Genomic DNA, 18,711 nt, shown 5'->3' on the forward strand with positions numbered 1-18,711 from the left:
CGGTTTTCTGAGAATCCCAATCCTACAAATGCAAATATAAAAATTAGATTGACACTGGCTGAGTTTTTTATCTGTCATCATCTGAGAGGTTGGAAGATGGGAGCTGGAGTGAGGAATTAATGTTGTAAAGCCTCTTTATGAAGAAAGAATCTTTCCACTATACGAAAAATTTATCCTTTTCAAGGTTTAAAACCTTGAAAAGGATTCCAGCAAAATTCTTGGAAAATAACAACCAAACCCCCTTTCAGTTTTCTGAACGGGGTTTTGGTTTTGAAGCAAGGCAATTATGAAGTTTACCTTATTAGCTGCTTATCTTTTTTATATAAAAACTGGCGTACTATAAAGTTTATTAATGCAATATATTTGAAATACTTTACAAAGGTGTATAAACAACGGATATTGTAGCTTCCATCTGTCTGTACGATCCACCTTTATTACATTGGCTATATGCATGAAATTGTTCGCCTGCATTCATTATAAAAACAGCAGTAATATTGGTGTATCCACTTCCTAAATAATTAGATCCGTAATGTTGGGTAAGCTTGTTCCCTGTAGTCCTTACCCCAACTGATACTCCTCTGTAATGGCTTTCTAATGGTGTACCTTCAGGAACCTGGTCAAAATGGGCTGTGATACTTATAGTATATAGTCCTGTCTTGACTGCTTTAAAGGTACCACTATCAACTCTTGTCAGATAGGCATTATCAGAAAGACGGGTATTTTCAAACCACATGATAGCAGCGGAGCCATCCGCCGTTTTTAATGAAGGTCCCGTTCTTGTTGCAACCAGAGCACTGACAGGTGTTGTGATATCTACTTTTTTAGCAACCCCGTTAGCATCCAAGGCCATTAACATGTCTGTGCTGTTCATTGTGGATGACGGAACCCCTCTGAATCTTACATTTCCGTCTACATCAAGTTTTTGGGTAGGAGACATGGCATAATTGGTATCATAACGTCCTATTCCCATATTTCCATTCTCGTTAATTACAACAGCTGGTCGGTCACTCGTAGAAAATGTAAGAGCTGAAGAATTGGTTGCTCCATTACCCCAGTAATTGGCTTTTATACCTGCTAATGGGAAATTAGATCCTGAAATCTTTCCGTTAAAGGATATTTTTCCGAGCTCTGTTCCGGAAGCCAGGTTATTGGTTCCTGTTCTTTCCAGATTAATCAATGGAGAGCTATTGGTTGACTGAACTTTCAGCTGATTACTGTCAGTATTGCCATTTTCTTTTATATGCAGGGCTGCATCAGGCAATTGCGTTCCTATCCCTACTCTTCCGTTATCTTTAATAACGAAATCCGTGTTTGAAGTTCTGGCAGTTCCGGTAGAGGCTGCTCCTAATTTTACCATTGTATTGGCCGGATCATCTATGAAGGCATCTGCTGTGGGATCCCCTACGGCGATCGTTCCAGAATTCAGTTTTTGCCAGCGGTTCAGATTGCTGTCAAAATAAAAATACCCTGTGCTGGTTACTTCTGTAGTCTGCCCGCTGGGAGCTGTATCAGCAGCAGTTACATATACCATCGCTCCTTGCTGTTTTTGGGTATAGGTCTTTGCTCTGAGCTGTGCGCCCGTAATTCTTGGAGCAATAATACCATCGAATACATTTGTAGATGTCGGCTTACCTACAACATCCAGGCTGGCCTGGGGATTTGGCGTATTAATACCTACTTGCGAGAACACCTGAAGGCTGAGTATAATGCCTCCAAGTGATAGAAATTTTTTTTTCATCATTTGATCATTTTGTTGCCGCAAAAGTAGAGAGATAAAAGATATACCAACAAAATACAACTACATCAAACATGCATTTTTAACAGATCATTAATACACCAATGATACATCTATCCATTATATACGTCATATAAGCAGGATAATTTGTAGTATGTTTCAACTGCTTCTAACAATAGATCTGAAAAACCGACAGACCGGTTTCTGTTTTATATTTAATTTTTTTTTACAATTTTTTTCGGGCTTCTTTTAATATTGTCAATAGAAGATTCTAAAAACAAAAAGGTGATCTAAAAACCCTTTTTCATCAGAATAATCTGTTGCATGAGTTCCTTTGACTTAAATTTATATCAGACACCTAAAATCTTTTTACTTTATCCCCCACTGATAGTTGGAGACGTTTTATACCAGGAACAACTGGGAAATTTAAAAAAAACATCATCTTTTAAAAGAAACTCCCAAATATTCCGTTTAATTCTTAAATTTGGCTTATGCGAAAGAATCTTTATTTCATCATTATATTATGTACGCTTACCAGTTGCTATACCTATCAGGTAAAAAAGCCTGTAGATCCGGCAGTCAACAATAATCAAGGCACTAAAAAGAATACAGCTATAGCTAATAATCCTTCTACAGAAATAACAGGTACAAATCCAGCATCTCAAAGTCTGAGCGCACAACCTGCTCCTGTCAATATTCAGGAGAAACTGGCCGCCGGTAAAAATGTTAAAATTGAAGTGGATAACAACAGTTATAAAGTCATTGTTGACCGATGGGAAGGAGACAGTCTGGTCGCACACCCTGTTCGTAATGCTAAAAAAAGTCTGAAATTCCATAAGAACCAGATCAATAGTGAGAGAATTGCAGAAAAACGCTTTTCACAGCCTATTGCTGATATTCTTACCGTTACGGCTTATGCCGCCATTGGTGTTGGAATCTATCTTCTGGTCAAATAGTTTTTTAAACATTCCTATACTTCAAAGTTTCCATGTTTCGAACCAGTAAAAGTCTGAAAATTGACGAAATAAGAATACTTTGAAATCAACCTAATAAAATAGACTGCCTTGTTGAGACAGTCTATTTTGTTATACTTATTTTTGTTGATTATGGCCAGATCACCCCGGATTGTTTAGGGCTCGTCCATGGTTTTCCTGCAGGACTTGTTCCCGGATGGGCAGCAAGACATTCACTTACCCATGTGGCTCCCACAGCATGAGATTTCACTTTTTTCACAGAACAATAGGTAGTTCCGAAGTTATCTTTATACAGCTGGTAGTTAGGATAAGCGCCCTTCGCTACCAACTCTTCATTATTAAGAAGTTCGACATCATCACCCACCTCAGCCGGATAATCGACAACAGCACCCAGAACCCATGCTATGGAATCTCTGTTGTTTCCAGCCACCAGACTTGGCGGAGGACTGAGTGTGATCTTGATTGTAGATTTTGATTGGTCTACAGAGATGGAGGAAGAATATGTAGATTCTTTAACGCTTGCCAATGGAATACCTAAGAAAGAAAGTGTGGCAGAAGTAGACTGTTCAAAGGTTTTCTGAATGCTTTTATAATCTTCACCTGTTACTGTAATCTCTACAGTAGGATAATTGGAGATTGCCACCCCGTTCAGGAGTCCGAAAGGTCCTTCCGGTCCGAATTTCATCCCAGGATCCGGAGAAAATTTATATCCTGAGATATGCTTTTCTTCTTCTTTGTCTCTGCTGTTGATCTGTGCTTTGCGGATAGGATCAAACCATGCCCAGTACATATTGCTGGCAATATTAAAATCTTTTGGTCCAAAGTTCACCAGAGTAACCCCTGTAAACATCATAGATATTTTGATTGAGTTTTTGCTTATCGCAATATCTTCACTGAAATAATTGGCATTGCCCCCGATTCCTAACGTAAAGAAATCAAAGATAGGAATAGAAAAACCCGTTTTCCCTTCTACGGAAACCCGGAAACGACTTTCGGATTCACGGCTTACTTCCATATCGATCTGAGCAGTCTGAGAAGTATTTTTAAGCCCGTTTAAAATCTCATTTAGAGGCGTGGTCACCTCAAAAGCGGGTAAAATACTGTCGTCATTCAGGAGCAGTCCGCCGTTTTCTTTTTTAGGATTCTGTACATTCTTCAAGGCTTTGGATAGGTAGCCATTATTCATTGTCACATTATTCTGCAAAGATATAGTGGCCCCCAGCGCATCCAGATAATTGGCCAGTACAGGAATAATAGGTTTTCCGCTTGCCGGTGTCTTGTTCAGTAATGCATCCAGGTTATCACTCTTCTGAATCTGGTACAAAGTAGTAGCAGGATTCGCCCACTCTGTAGCAATTTTATCCATAATGATATCAATAGGCTGCATGGTGTCGGTAGCTGGAGGAAGTGTGTTATAAGCGGCTACCCAGGCATTAAGCAGGGCCATTTGCTGATCTGTCGCTCTGGTATGAGCATCATTCAGTACAGCTGTATCTTCTACAGATAAGGAATAGTTGACTTTTGAAAAAGCATCAATAAAGTAATTGGTAAATACCTGATCCAGCTGTACCGGCTCAGTATTGGCTCTCAGGTTGGAAGAGATCCAGTCGTAAGTTTTTTTATTAAACTTCAGGTTTGACGGATCCTGCCAGTAATAAGGAAAATTTCCTTTTCCATTAATAGTAATTGCAGACAGATCTGTACTTAAAACACTTGCAAGAATATCATTGGCTCTGTCTTTCAGTTCTGTAATAATTTGTGATGCTTCTACAAAGGGAGCAACATTTTCTCGATTTTTCATGATAATAATTTTGGGTATGGTTCCTACTCTTTTCCTGGCTTTTCGGATGCTGCCGTTGTTCAGGGTTTTGAAGCTTCTTTTGAACATACCAAAGTAACGATGAAAAAAGACCGGATTTCAGAGTATAAATTTCCGATTTTGAAGCCAGGTATTTTTACTGAAACCTATACGCATTTGTACGTATAAAAAACAGCGTATTATTTTAACCACCAGCATCTGTGTCATCTGTAAGAAAATATAAACCACAAAAGTTTTAAAAATATTTGATTTTTATCTTCAAAGCTCTTTTTAAAGGTTAACCGCTATCTAAATAGCTTAAATAAAGTCTATATTTGAAGATCAACCAACACTATCTCATATATGAAAGATATTCACTATAACATTAAACTCAGGCCGACCGCAGTGGAAGATCTGGAAATTCTTTTTCATTTTCAGCTTGATGATGAAGCCAATCATCTGGCAGCATTTACATCAAAAGATTCCACGAATAAAGAAGCTTACATTGCTAAGTTTACCAAATTACTGGCCGATCCCACCGTCAACAACCAAACCATTATGGCCGATACAGTAATTGCCGGAAGTATTGCCAAATTTATCATGGAGGGTGACGCAGAAATCACCTATTGGATTGATAAGAATTTCTGGGGAAAAGGTGTCGCCACAACGGCGTTAAAGAATTTTCTAGTCTTGGAAACAACAAGACCTATTTTTGGACGGGTTGCTTTTGATAATCTGGGTTCGCAAAAGGTTCTGGAAAAATGTGGTTTTATGAAAATTGGTACTGACAAAGGTTTTGCCAATGCCAGACAAACGGAAATTGAGGAATTTATTTACAGGCTTGACCGATAATTCAAGACAAATCGTACTAAAATTACTCAACTAATGATAACTAATATACCAGAATACGAAGATTTTGAAAAAGTTGCAAAAGAATGTCTAATTCAAGCACTTGAGTCTTTGTTTAATATTTATTGTAAGTATAAAGAATACGATGATAAAAATATAACTGAAGAAGTACCTCTAAATGAGGTTTGGGAACATAATAAACCAACATTCAGAACATCGATTATATTATTACATCAAGGAATTGAAACTTACATGAAAAGTATAATTGTAAGAAATTCTCCTTATTTACTTCTAGAACAAAAAAGATCAGAGTGGCCAAGTTTACCAGAAAGTAAAAATGTTGATTATTCTGCTATGTACACATTTGCTGGGGAAAATCTTCTTCATACTTTTTGTACAGTTACAAATGGAACTCTTACCACAGAAAAAATAAAGTTTATTGAAGATATTCGGCAAAATAGAAATAAGGCAATTCATGGAGCCGGAAATATATTAAATGATCCTAATACTGTTATAATCGATATATTAAAAGCATATACTTATTTTTTTGGAAAGGATCAATGGTTTAACGATATAAAAAAATGGAATGAATCGAATCCTCTTTTTGGATATTATGATTGGAGTTTCGAGAGTACATTATCATATAAATTTTTAGATTTTCTAGAAGCAACAATTGGGATAAAAAAAATAAACAGTTTCTTAAATTTTGATTTGAGTGGGAGAAGGTATCTTTGTCCTACTTGTTTTTATGAAATGAACTCAAAAGGTGAGAAATTACTAAGTAAATGGGCACTTCTCAGTCCAAATAAACCTTCTTCAAAACTTGTACACTGTATCAATTGTGACTTTGAGAGTGAAATAGAAAGAATAAATTGTCACAGTAAAAATTGTATTGGTAACGTAATAGACATGGATGGTATTTGTCTTACATGCGGTGAAAAACAAGAAATCTTCACATAATATCTTTTTAAATAATAAAAACATGCATCATATCATCGATAGTCCATTTTCAATGGTAGGTAACAGACAAAATAGATAACAGCAATAAAAAGAAGAATGTTATCTCAAAAACCAAATCTTTATATTTGAAAAAACATCATCAATCTGCTTTATTAAAATATGAAAAACAAGTTGGCATTAGGACAATTGAAGCTTGCCACATTAGACAGCCAGGGATTAACGCACAATACGCCATTCGGAACCGGAAAAGAGGCTGTTCTCAATGCTTTGGAACATCTTGGATATATCCAGATCGATACGCTGTCTATGGTGGAGCGGGCTCATCATCACACCCTTTGGACAAGAATTCCGGATTTCAGGGCCGATTATCTGGAAGAACTGGTAGAAGAACGTAAAGTATTTGAATATTGGTTTCATGCAGCTTCATATCTTCCCATGAAGGATTTCCGGTATGTTTTACCTCAGATGCTGACGATCAAAAGAGGAGAATCCCGTTACTACAATGCTGATCCTAAAGTGATGGAATATGTGACAGACACCATCCGGAATGAAGGACCTAAAAGAGCAAGAGATTTTGAAAATGAAAGCCAAACACCAGGAAGCTGGTGGAACTGGAAACCTGCCAAGCTGGCTCTGGAAAGACTTTTCATGCAGGGAGATCTGATGATCAGCGGACGTTCGGGAATGCAGAAAACTTATGATCTCGCTGAGAGAGTTTTACCATCTTTCATTGATACTACAGAACCTACTCCACTTGAGTTTGCTGAATATCTGGTAAAAACCAATCTGAGAGCTTATGGCTTTACGACGTTAAAACAGATCACTCACCTTCGAAAAGGAAATGATGTAAAGAAAAATGTCAACAAGGTCTTAGACATGATGCTTGAAGAAAACTTGATTTCTCAGGTCAAAATAGAAGGATTGCCCTCCGTCTTTGTTCGGAACGATTTTTTTGAAAAGACATATGATCTTAAAGATTCCAATATCCGGCTGCTGTCTCCGTTTGATAACTCCATTATTCATAGGGAGCGGATCAAACAGATTTTTGATTTTGACTTTCGTCTGGAATGCTATACTCCAAAAGAAAAAAGACAGTATGGCTATTTCTGTCTGCCTATCCTGTTTGGAGATCAGTTTATCGGAAGGGTTGACTGTAAAGCGCACAGAAAAGAAAAAAAGTTTGAACTTATCCATCTACATATTGAAAACAGTACTATTGACCTTGATTTATGGCTTACACCTTTCGTAGAAACCATAAAACGTTTTGCCATTTTCAATGGTTGTGAATCTTTGCTTCTGACTAAAGTAAGTCCGTCAAAGTTGGGTTCTTCTGTAAAAAAGGAATTATCCAAAGTAAAGTTTAAAAAGTAAATGAAAGCTATTAAAAGACAAATCGCACTATTGAAGTCAATAATGCGATTTTATTTTTTAGGAAAACTCCTATTAATTTAATTTCTGATTTGTTTTCTGAACAAAATCATTCCATTGCTGGTTCAGATAAGTGAGTGCTTTCTTTTTTTCACCATCATTCATAGAAGAATAATTAATGGAATTGAAAACCAGTTTTTTCAATGCTTTCACATCCAATTCCCAATAGATCTGTGTCACCCAAAAATCATAGCTCAGACCTGTATATCCATACACAGAAGGATCATCACTGTTAATGGAACATTGTACTCCATTGCTCAATAAAACCCTTGCCGGATGATTTCTCAGGTCACTTACATATCCTAAGATCTGATTACTGAGTGGACTTACTTCCACCAGCTTATCCTGTTTTCTGATCTGTTCCATGGTTTTTGGGAAGTAAATCAGATTCAGTCCGTGACCAATTCTCTTATTGTTTAGCGGCACAACATCCAGAATATTTTTATTGAGGATAGAAGTACTTTCGCCTGCATGAAGGAAAAGAGGAAGTTCTACCCCGTATTTTTTACTAAGCCCCTTCATTTTGGCCCAGCTTTTCTCAAAAAAACTGATATGATGTCCCGCTGCCTCATCTGCTACAAGATCAAAGCCTGAGATCATATCCGGAAATTCTTTTTTCATTTCAAATGCCGTTTCCAGCTGCTTTTCAATGTTGTCATTATCTAAGAATTTAAAACTCGAATAGATCAGTTTCAGGGTAAACTGCGGATCTGACTGGTGTACTTTTTTAAGAATGTCCTGCAGATCTGTAATGGATGTTTTCAAAGGATATTTTCCATGTTGAAAATCATAAAGTTCATCAAAGATATATCTTATTTCTACGTGCTGAACTTTACCTTTGATCAAATCCTGAAATCCTTTCAGATAATATTCTTTAAAGAAAGGACGATACGGAAGCAATAAACTGATGCGTTTAAAACGTTTTTCAAATTCAATCCAATAATTGGTGTAAGAACAAAGATTATCACGTTTCAACGTAAGAAGATCCTCCAGTTCTTTTTCAAAACCAGGGTTTGAAGTGAGCTTTTTATCAAGGTTTATAAATCCGTTCGGGACTTTTCCTTTTTCAAAAAATGCCAGCTGCCCGGAAATAAACTGATCGTTATCTTTCTGATCATAAACATAGCACTCCGGATATTTTCTGGCAGTTGAAATAATCCATCTCACGTCTGTGATTCCACCGCTATGGGTATGCAGCAGTCCTCCTTTCGGCATTGTCTGAAGAATTTCAAACAATTTACTGCTTTCTATTAATGGCTTTAATTCATTAAAAGAGCTGTTATATAAGGATATTTTCTTTGCTTCCGAATCACTGAGAAACTGTTTACGAATCTGGAATAGTTTTTTATCCAAATTGATTTCTTCATCAGACAATTTTATATCAGCATCAAATGCCATTGCAGCATTTTCTGCCTCTGATAATGTCAGGTTCTGTTGGTATGCAGTTTTTTCACTCACTTTACCTTGCCCCCAAAATAAGGGTGCTCCAAAAAGTGATATGTAAATAAGGTATTTTTTCATCATAATAAATATTGGAGGATTTTTTTGTACTATCGGTTATGCTTTAACCGTTAAAAGTAGCTTTTTACAGCAAAAATTGTGCAAAATAAAGCTAATTCAAAAATAATATTAAACTTTAAAGCCACCAAGTCATTATTATACGTTAATTGTTTCTGTGAATGAGCATAAAATGAAATTAAACAGTAGACAAAAGAGTCTACAACATCAATGCTATAGACTTATTATAAATTATTTTTTAATCCCTCACTGAAAAGAAGCTCTGAACTGCAGAGGAGAAAGATTGGTTTTATTTTTAAACAGTTTGGTAAAGGATTGCGGATGTTCAAAACCCAATTCATATGCAATTTCACTCACGGATAAATTGGTAGTAGAGAGTTTTTCTTTCGCTTTTTCAATCAGTTTATCATGAATGAATTGCTGAGTGCTCTGTCCGGTAAGTGTTTTGAATAATCGGCTGAGATAATTGGGAGAAATTCCAAGCTCACCAGCAACAAACTGAACTGTAGGTAAACCTTCCGATATCAGATCATAGTTATTGAAGTAATCATGCAGTACAACTTCTAAACGATTTAAAATGGTATGATTGGTTATTTTTCTGGTGATAAACTGCCTTTCATAAAACCTTTCTGAATAATTGAGCAATGTTTCAATATGGGAAATGATAATATTCTGACTGAATTTATCGATCACCGAATGATATTCCAGTTCAATATTTTCTATAATTCCATTGATGGTAAGTTCTTCTTTTTTTGAAAGAAATAAAGCTTCATTCACTGAATACTCAAAAAAATCATATTGCTTTATGGTCTTCGCCAGTGAAGTATGCCAAAGAAAATCTGGATGAATCAACAGCATCCATCCGGATTGTTTTTCCTGTATTTTAGGATCTGCTTCAATTCTGAAAATCTGGTTCGGCGAGATAAAAAACAGTGTTCCTTCATCAAAATCATATTCCTGCTGGCCGTACTTCAGCTTCCCATTTATGCCAATTTTTAAAGAAATCTGATAAAAATCCAGTATCCAGTTAACTTCACCAATATCAGCTGGCCGTTTTACGTCTTTATAATCAATCACACTGATCAACGGATGTTCAGGAGGCGGTAATCCTCTCGAGCGGTGAAATTCTGTGATGGTCTTTATTCTTTTTACAGCCCGTCTTTCCATATCATAAAATTACAAATTGTTTTACAGTGAATGCTGCCATTTTTTCATGGATATTGCTTAAACTTTTGTGGTTTATATTTTCCCGCAGATGGCGCAGATTTGCACAGATCTTTGTGGTTAAAGTAGCCCGTTCTTTTATTCTTAAGTGTACTTTTCAGCGTAAGAATATGCTCTTCGTCTTACTAAAATGCGTAAAAACTTTTGTGACTTTTGTGGTTCACTATTTACCCTTCATCATTTTGATAGGCTTCAGCAAATTCTTTTGCAAAATCTGCAAGTTTTACTTTTCCTAAAACAGGCTGATGCTCCTGATAATCTTCGTATAGAATTCCGCTGCCCTGGCTTGCCTGAGTTTCTACAAAACCTTTAGCCACCTGTTCATTGAAACCGATATCCAGCCAGTTTTTCAATAGCTCTTCATCTGCAATCACTTTCCACTGAAGATCCGGCTTACCGATTGCCTCACCCAAAGCTTTCGCAATCTCATCAGGAGAAACTTCATCACTCGCTACATAACGTACCGTTCTTCCTTCAAATGGTCTTTCTGTTTCTTCCGCTACAACCGCTGCAATATCCAATGGAGAAACCCACGGTTCTTTTCGATCACCACCCCAATTGGAAATAATGACACCCTTGTTTTTAATTGTACTGATGAATGAAAACATATTGAAATAAATGCCTACCGGACGAATAAACTTAATAGCAACATCATCCGGAAGCTCCTTCAGAATCTGCTCTACATGATGATGAAACACAATAATACCTGTCCCTTTGTCCGTATGTGCTCCGATACTGCTGAGATGGATAATTTCCTTTACACCGGAACGCTCCACAGCCGTCTTATAATGACGGCCAATTTCACTGATTTTTCCAATAAAATCGACATTTTTATCAAACAGGTCACCTGCTGCCTCCATGGTTTCCATCAGATAAACAATATCTGCCCCGGTAAATGTTTCGGTGAGAAAATCAGGATCAAACATACTCCCTATGGCTGCTTTTGCCCCTACCGCTTCAATAGCTTCTCTTCTCTTTTCATTACTGCTGATCACTGTGACCTCATGTCCTTTGTTTACTAATTCTTTTGTAAGAGGGTTTCCGATGTTCCCGATGGAACCTGTTAGAACTATATTCATTTTCTTATTTTTTTGTTGGTGTAAAATTCCAAAATGTTCATCAGGAAGACTTCGCTGAATCTATCTACTTCTTAGCCAAAAAGGAAACTTCGTGAAAAGATGAATTTTTCAATGAAACAGCTTACTTTTTAACACTTTTTTAATCTTTAACGGTTGCACCTATTTTGAACTTTACCTACCTTTGCCTCTGGGATGCGGAAAAGATTTTATCAATATTTATACAGTTTGTTATTTGCGTTGCTTACCATTTTAGGATGGTATTACGGGCAAATTCAGCAGTATATTTCAACTGATATTTCTTCTGATCTTCATTTTACTACGGATCTTCTTGTTCACGAGAAAAAGAGCTTTAAAGAATCTTTTGCTTTTCTTACCAATAATGAAGCTCATGATGCTTACAATATCATCCATCCCCGCTACAACAAAATCAGAGCTAATCTTTCTGAAAATGACAATGAAAATGACGACAATGTAGAGACCTCTGATTCTACCGAGCTTCTTGCCCTTTTCAAAGATGGTTTCTGGCATCTTATTTCAGGCTTTGTCACTACATTTCACAACAGACAAATTGCTGTTTCACTTGCTCAGTCAGAACATTTAAAAACTTTACATGATGATCTGTACATCCAGTACAGGGTCATCCGACTGTGATTTTATTCTAATTTTTCGAAAATCTTATCTGCTTTCATACGCTGTTATGAGAGTCGGTAACACTATTTTTTCAATTATAAATTATTATAAAAACAATATTTATCATGGTCAAGAAAAGTCTCATGTATATCAACTTGTGCCTTATTCTCCTGTTTGTAGGCTGTCAATCTGAGAAAAAGGAAAAAACAGAAGCAGCTTCATTCAACGTTACAAGCCCGCTTATAAAAGATACTTTGGTGAACAAAGATTATGTTGCGCAGATCCGTTCTATTAATCACATTGAGCTTCGTGCTCAGGAAAAAGGATACATCCAGTCTATTTATGTAGATGAAGGACAGTTTGTACAGAAAGGACAGCTGATGTTCAAAATTATGCCTAATCTTTATGAATCTGATGTAAACCGTGCCAAAGCGGAAACCAAATATGCTGAAATCGAATACCAGAATACCAAAAATCTTTCAGACAAAAACATCGTTGCCCCTCAGGAAATGGCGATGGCTAAGGCAAGATATGAAAAAGCCCAGGCTGAACTTTCTTCAATGAATACCCATTTGAGATTTACAGAAATCCGGGCTCCCTTTACCGGAATTGTAGGAAAATTACACGTAAGAAAAGGAAGTCTTGTAGATGAAGGTGAACTGGTAACAGAACTTTCCGACAACAGCAAAATGTGGGTGTATTTCAATGTTCCGGAAGCTGAATATCTTAACCAGATGGATGCAAAAAAAGATAACAATCCATTGCATGTACGTTTAAGAATGGCTAATGGCAAAGAGTTTACACAAGACGGTATCGTACAAACCATAGAGTCTGATTTTGACAATGAAACAGGAAATATCGCCTACAGAGCTACTTTCCCGAATCCCAAAGGACTGCTGAGATACGGAGAAACCGGAAATATCGTCATTACATCACCTTATGCCAATGCGATGATGATTCCACAGAAAGCTACTTTCGAAGAGCTGGAAAAGAAATATGTCTATGTCATCGGTAAAGACGGTAAAGTACATGCAAGAGAAATAAAAGTAGCGGCTGAATTACCTCATATTTATGTAGTTTCTGCAGGACTTGGAAAGGATGACAGAATCCTTTTGGAAGGGCTTAGATTGGTTCAGGAAAACCAGAAGATCAGCTCAAAGTACCAAAAGCCTGAAAAAGTAATGTCGAACCTGGATCTGTACGCCGAGTAACCCAAAAGCAGCATTATGTTTAAAAAAGTAATACACCGACCGGTTTTCGCTATTGTGATATCGGTTGTCATCCTGTTTTTGGGAGGGATTGCGATGAAGCAGCTTCCTACGGAACAGTTTCCAAAAATTGCCCCTACCACCGTAGCCGTTTCTATTGCCTATCCAGGAGCAAGTGCCGATGTATTGGTAAAATCATCATTGATTACGATTGAGAATGCCATCAATGGTGTTCAGGGAATGCGTTACATCACTACCGATGCCACCAGTGCCGGAGAAGCTACCGTAAACGTTGTCTTTGATCCCGGAACCGATCCCAATGAGGCGGTAGTTCTGGTAAAAACCAGAGTGGACCAGGTAATGCCTTTATTACCGGAACTGGTACAGAAAGAAGGCGTTGTCGTCAACCCGATTCAGCCCAGCATGCTGATGTACGTGAATCTTTACAGTACGAATAAAAGTATGGATGAAAAATTCCTGTACAACTACTCTATGGTGAATATCATTCCGGAAATCAACCGTATCCATGGGATTGCAAAATCTCAGATCCTGGGAAGCCGCAGGTATGCCATGCGTATCTGGCTGAATCCCGACCGTATGCGTGCGTATTCTATTTCGGTAGATGAAGTGATGAAAGCTATTGGTGAGCAAAGTATCATAGGACGTCCGGGAAGAATCGGGCAAAGTTCCGGTATTGCAGCACAGTCTCTGGAATATGTACTGACTTATAAAGGGCAATACAACAAACCGGAAGAATATGAAAATATTATCGTTCGTTCCAATGCTGAAGGAGAAAATGTGAAACTGAAAGATATTGCCAAGGTAGAACTGGGAAGTGAGTTCTTTGATATTTATTCCAATCTTGACGGGCATCCTTCCGCCTCTATCGTTCTAAAACAAAACTATGGAAGTAATGCGAATGATGTGATCAGGGATGTGAAAGCAAAACTGGCAGAAATGAAAGGAAACTTCCCTCCGGGGGTTGATTATAAAATCAGTTATGACGTTTCACAATTCCTGGATGCTTCTATTGAGCAGGTAATGCATACCCTGAGAGATGCATTTATCCTGGTTGCCATCGTGGTTTTCATTTTCCTTGGCGACTGGCGTTCTACGCTGATTCCTATTATTGCCGTGCCGGTTTCTCTGATCGGAACTTTCTTTGTGATTCAGTTCTTCGGATTAACCATCAACCTTGTTACCCTTTTCGCATTGGTATTGGCGATCGGTATTGTGGTTGACAACGCAATTGTTGTAATTGAAGCCGTTCACGCTAAGATGGAAGACAGTAATATTTCGCCTTACAAAGCCGTAAAAGAAGTAATGGGTGAAATTGCAGGGGCTATTATTGCGATTACAGCCGTGATGGTAGCCGTGTTTATTCCTATTTCATTTATGACAGGTCCGGTGGGAACTTTCTATCGTCAGTTTTCGATTACCATGGCAAGTTCTATTGTGATTTCAGCGGTAGTAGCCCTTACTCTGACTCCGGTTTTGGCAGCAATGCTGTTAAAAAACCATCATGGAAAGCCTAAGAAAGTCAATATTTTCACCAAAGCTTTAGACTCATTTAACAGCGGGTTTGATAAAATAACAGGAAAATACGCTTCATTCCTTAGAAAAATTGTGAGCCGAAAGGTGGTAACATGGGGAATCCTGATCGCTTTCTGTGCCGGAATTGTAATGATCAATAAAGTACTTCCGGGTGGATTTATCCCGAATGAGGATCAGGGAACCATTTATGCCATTATCCAGACTCCGCCGGGTTCTACTTTGGAACAGACCAATAAGGTTTCAAGAACCTTACAGAAAATCTGTATGGGTGTAGACGGTGTGGAATCTGTATCATCGCTGGCAGGGTATGAAATCATGACAGAAGGACGTGGTTCGAATGCAGGAACCTGTCTGATTAACCTTAAGAGCTGGAACGACCGCGATCATTCTGTAAAAGAAATTATGGAAGAACTGGAAGAAAAATCCAAAGATCTTGGTGCGACCATTGAATTCTTTGAACCACCAGCTGTACCGGGGTTCGGATCTTCGGGAGGTTTCTCTATGAGACTTCTGGATCTGAACAGAACGACCGATTATCAGGAATTTGACAAGGCCAATAAAGATTTCATTGCACAGCTTAAAAAACGTAAGGAACTTTCAGGAGTATTTACCTTCTTTGCAGCTAATTATCCCCAGTACGAACTGGTATTCGATAATAATGCAGCGATGCAGAAAGGCGTTTCTATCGGGAAAGCGATGGACAACCTCAACATTCTGATCGGTAGTACGTATGAACAGGGCTTTATCCGTTTCGGGCAGTTCTTCAAAGTGTATGTACAATCATCTCCGGAATTCAGAAGGCTTCCAACGGATATTATGAATCTGTATGTGAAAAATGACCGTGATGAAATGGTTCCTTATTCTGCATTCATGACGATGAAAAAGACTCAGGGACCTAACGAAATTACACGTTATAATATGTACAATTCAGCAGCCATTCGTGGGCTTCCGGCGGCTGGATATACTACAGCAGATGCTATTCAGGCCATCAACGAAACGGCTGCCAAAACACTTCCTCACGGATACAAAGTGGCATGGGAAGGATTGTCTTACGATGAGGCTCAGCGTGGTAACGAGGCGATCTATGTCTTCCTTGTTGTTCTTGTGTTTGTGTATCTGGTTCTGGCGGCTCAGTATGAAAGTTTCCTTATTCCATTTGCGGTACTTTGTTCACTGCCTGTAGGAGTATTCGGGTCTTTCTTATTATTAAAAGCGATGGGACTTGAAAATGATATCTATGCACAGGTGGGATTGATCATGATTATCGGATTATTAGGTAAAAATGCGGTACTTATTGTAGAATTTGCAGTGAAAAGGCGTCAGGCAGGAGATTCTATTCTTGAGGCTGCTGTAGAAGGCTCCAAAGCCCGTTTCAGACCGATTCTGATGACTTCTTTTGCATTTATTGCAGGATTGGTTCCGCTTGTTTTTGCAAGAGGTGCCGGAGCTATCGGAAACCATACCATTGGTGCCTCTTCATTGGGAGGAATGCTGATAGGAACACTATTCGGAGTGATTGTAATTCCGGGGCTCTACTACATATTTGCCAAGTGGTCTGACGGTAAAAAAATGATTAAAGACGAAGATGAATCTCCATTAAGCGAAGACATGATCCATTATGAATAAAAGAAAAATATATCAATATGCAGGTCTGGCAGTCGTCTTATTAAGTCTTACTGCCTGTAAACCTATCGAAATTGTACAGCGTGCTGAAAATAAAACCGTCCCTGAGAAATACGGTTCAGCAGAAAATGACACTATCAATACCGGAAAAATGAAGTGGAATGAATACTTCAGTGATCCTCATCTTCAGGAACTGATTAGTCAGGCTCTTCAGAATAATCAGGAACTGAATATTGTTCTTCAGGAAATTGAAATGTCTAAAAATGAAATCAAAGCCAAGAAAGGGGAATATCTTCCGTCTGTAGGTTTAAAAGCAGGCGCCGGCGTAGACAAAGTAAGCCGGTACACCAATATCGGAGCGATGGAAGCCAATACTGAAATAGAACCCGGCAGAGAAATGCCGGAACCTTTATTTGATTTTGGAGTTGGTGCTCAGGCTCAGTGGGAAACCGATATCTGGGGAAAACTTCATAATGCTACAAAAGCACAGGTACAAAGGTATCTTGCGAGCATTGAAGGAAAGAATTTCATGACGACTCATCTCATTTCTGAGATAGCAGATTCTTATTATGAGCTGCTGGCCATGGATAATGAATTGGTTATTTTGAATCAGAATATCAAAATTCAGAATGATGCGCTGGATATTATCAAAGAATTAAAAAAGAATGCCAGATCCAATGAACTGGCTGTGCAGAGATTTGAAGCTCAGGTTCTGAAAACTCAGGGTATGCAGTATGACATCCAGCAGAAGATTGTTGAAACTGAAAATAAGATCAATTATCTGGTGGGAAGATTTCCTCAATCTGTGGAAAGAAGTCAGGATTCTTTTGATTCTGTGGTTCCGCAGGCCGTGTATGGAGGAATTCCTTCTGAACTTTTGGAAAACCGCCCGGATATTAAACAGGCTGAGTATGAACTGGCTGCTGCCAAGCTTGATATTAAAGTAGCCAAAGCAAGGTTCTACCCTTCTCTTGATCTTTCTGCGGGAGTTGGGTTACAGGCTTTTAATCCATTGTACATCATCAAACCTCAGTCGTTTCTGTTTTCTCTTGCGGGAGAACTTACCGCTCCTCTGATCAACCGGAGAGCGATTAAAGCGGCTTACAATAATGCCAATGCGAAACAGATTCAGGCGGTATATCATTATGAGCAGACTGTGTTGGGAGCTTATATTGAGGTTGCCAATCAGTTATCTAAAATTCATAATCTGGAAAGCAGTGTGAATATTAAAACGAAGGAAGTAAATGCCTTAACCAAGTCTATAGATATTTCCAACGACCTGTTCAAATATGCCCGTGCAGATTATATGGAAGTTTTACTGACTCAACGTGATGCGCTGGAATCCAGATTTGAGCTGGTAGAAAAGAAAGTAAACCAACTTAAAGCGAGTGTTGCTGTGTACAGAGCACTGGGTGGCGGTTGGGACCAGGCTCCACTGGAGGTCCCGGACATTAGCAAACAATAACATTCTTTTCAATCTTGTTTTTATAGGAGTCTGTCGTGAGGCAGGCTTCTTTTTTATTGGTTTGTTACCACACATTTCAGGGATGGACGCAGATATTTGGGGATCTTGTATCATGATTGATGATTGATAACTGATGATCGATCATTCATCAATTATCATTTATCACTTATAATTCAACCTTCCTTAGCCCTGATAGCAGCGGTTACCCCACAGCAGGAAGTGGATTCAGCCAGGTGCGAGGAGTATGAGCGAATAGCAGGATAAAGCTCCTGATACCAATTTTATCATTAGTAAGCCTATAAAATAGACAATAAGTCTACAAAATCAATAGACTTATAATATTAATTTTAATTCACTGTTTGAAGTATAACTTTTTTATCATTTTTTTAACATTTCACACAACAATACAACCAGTTGATTTACAAATAAATAAACTAACTCTATTTGATAAAAATCAATTAGTCTACTAAATTAGTAGGTTAATATGATTTATCTCATACCTGTCTTTTACCTGGGTTTGTCAATTATTAAATAATTTTGACCCAGTTAAAAAAAATAAACTCTATTCTCATGAATAAGAATACCTTTAATTCTTACCTATGCACCTTTATGGCGACCGTTCCTGCACAACAAATGTGTTATGGAAAGCCTGCCTGTTCACAGCAC

The 18,711-nt window shown here is 38.1% G+C and carries 13 protein-coding genes; 8 read left to right on the forward strand and 5 right to left on the reverse strand.

The features are described from left to right. Positions 1-373: 373 nt before the first annotated feature. A complete protein-coding gene (locus FB551_RS10045) occupies positions 374-1,738 on the reverse strand; it encodes a hypothetical protein (protein ID WP_226798664.1) in 1,365 nt (454 codons plus the stop codon). A gap of 488 nt (positions 1,739-2,226) precedes the next feature. On the opposite strand from FB551_RS10045, the gene FB551_RS10050 reads away from it, so the two are divergent. After that, positions 2,227-2,691, forward strand: a complete 465-nt coding sequence (locus tag FB551_RS10050) for a hypothetical protein (RefSeq protein WP_047433683.1) — start codon at positions 2,227-2,229, stop codon at positions 2,689-2,691. A 148-nt stretch (positions 2,692-2,839) separates the two neighbouring features. Here FB551_RS10050 and FB551_RS10055 read toward each other — a convergent pair whose 3' ends face one another. Further along, on the reverse strand, positions 2,840-4,510 hold the full coding sequence (locus tag FB551_RS10055; protein ID WP_047435845.1) for a hypothetical protein: 1,671 nt from the start codon (positions 4,508-4,510) through the stop codon (positions 2,840-2,842). 360 nt (positions 4,511-4,870) lie between these two features. On the opposite strand from FB551_RS10055, the gene FB551_RS10060 reads away from it, so the two are divergent. The 3 genes from FB551_RS10060 to FB551_RS10070 all read left to right on the forward strand — a co-directional run bounded on the left by FB551_RS10060 (position 4,871) and on the right by FB551_RS10070 (position 7,687). Continuing rightward, positions 4,871-5,359: a GNAT family N-acetyltransferase gene (locus FB551_RS10060; protein ID WP_142017170.1), complete on the forward strand. Its 489-nt coding sequence runs from the start codon at positions 4,871-4,873 to the stop codon at positions 5,357-5,359. A gap of 33 nt (positions 5,360-5,392) precedes the next feature. After that, on the forward strand, positions 5,393-6,316 hold the full coding sequence (locus tag FB551_RS10065; protein WP_142017172.1) for a hypothetical protein: 924 nt from the start codon (positions 5,393-5,395) through the stop codon (positions 6,314-6,316). Positions 6,317-6,475: 159 nt separating this feature from the next. Further along, positions 6,476-7,687, forward strand: a complete 1,212-nt coding sequence (locus FB551_RS10070) for a winged helix-turn-helix domain-containing protein (RefSeq protein WP_142017174.1) — start codon at positions 6,476-6,478, stop codon at positions 7,685-7,687. 72 nt (positions 7,688-7,759) lie between these two features. Here the strand turns inward: FB551_RS10070 and FB551_RS10075 are convergent, their stop codons facing one another. From FB551_RS10075 to FB551_RS10085, 3 genes are all read right to left on the reverse strand, one after another. Then, positions 7,760-9,268, reverse strand: coding sequence for an amidohydrolase family protein (locus FB551_RS10075; RefSeq protein WP_142017176.1), 1,509 nt, complete (start codon positions 9,266-9,268; stop codon positions 7,760-7,762). Positions 9,269-9,508: 240 nt separating this feature from the next. Beyond that, positions 9,509-10,429, reverse strand: a complete 921-nt coding sequence (locus tag FB551_RS10080) for a helix-turn-helix domain-containing protein (RefSeq protein ID WP_142017178.1) — start codon at positions 10,427-10,429, stop codon at positions 9,509-9,511. 224 nt (positions 10,430-10,653) lie between these two features. Further along, positions 10,654-11,565 carry an SDR family oxidoreductase gene (locus tag FB551_RS10085; protein WP_142017180.1) on the reverse strand — a complete coding sequence of 304 codons (912 nt, stop codon included), beginning with the start codon at positions 11,563-11,565 and terminating at the stop codon, positions 10,654-10,656. Between the two features lie 225 nt (positions 11,566-11,790). Between FB551_RS10085 and FB551_RS10090 the strand changes: the two genes are divergently transcribed. The 4 genes from FB551_RS10090 to FB551_RS10105 all read left to right on the forward strand — a co-directional run bounded on the left by FB551_RS10090 (position 11,791) and on the right by FB551_RS10105 (position 18,045). Continuing rightward, a complete protein-coding gene (locus FB551_RS10090) occupies positions 11,791-12,216 on the forward strand; it encodes a hypothetical protein (RefSeq protein WP_226798665.1) in 426 nt (141 codons plus the stop codon). Between the two features lie 104 nt (positions 12,217-12,320). Next, on the forward strand, positions 12,321-13,406 hold the full coding sequence (locus tag FB551_RS10095) for an efflux RND transporter periplasmic adaptor subunit (protein ID WP_142017183.1): 1,086 nt from the start codon (positions 12,321-12,323) through the stop codon (positions 13,404-13,406). Positions 13,407-13,421: 15 nt separating this feature from the next. Beyond that, positions 13,422-16,583, forward strand: a complete 3,162-nt coding sequence (locus tag FB551_RS10100; protein WP_142017185.1) for an efflux RND transporter permease subunit — start codon at positions 13,422-13,424, stop codon at positions 16,581-16,583. Next, positions 16,576-18,045 (forward strand): TolC family protein, encoded by a 1,470-nt coding sequence (locus FB551_RS10105; protein WP_142017187.1) that lies wholly within the window; start codon positions 16,576-16,578, stop codon positions 18,043-18,045. The genes FB551_RS10100 and FB551_RS10105 overlap by 8 nt, the downstream gene beginning before the upstream one ends. Positions 18,046-18,711: the final 666 nt, after the last annotated feature.

The organism is Chryseobacterium aquifrigidense (assembly GCF_006716485.1).
GTDB classification, from domain to species: Bacteria; Bacteroidota; Bacteroidia; order Flavobacteriales; family Weeksellaceae; genus Chryseobacterium; species Chryseobacterium vietnamense.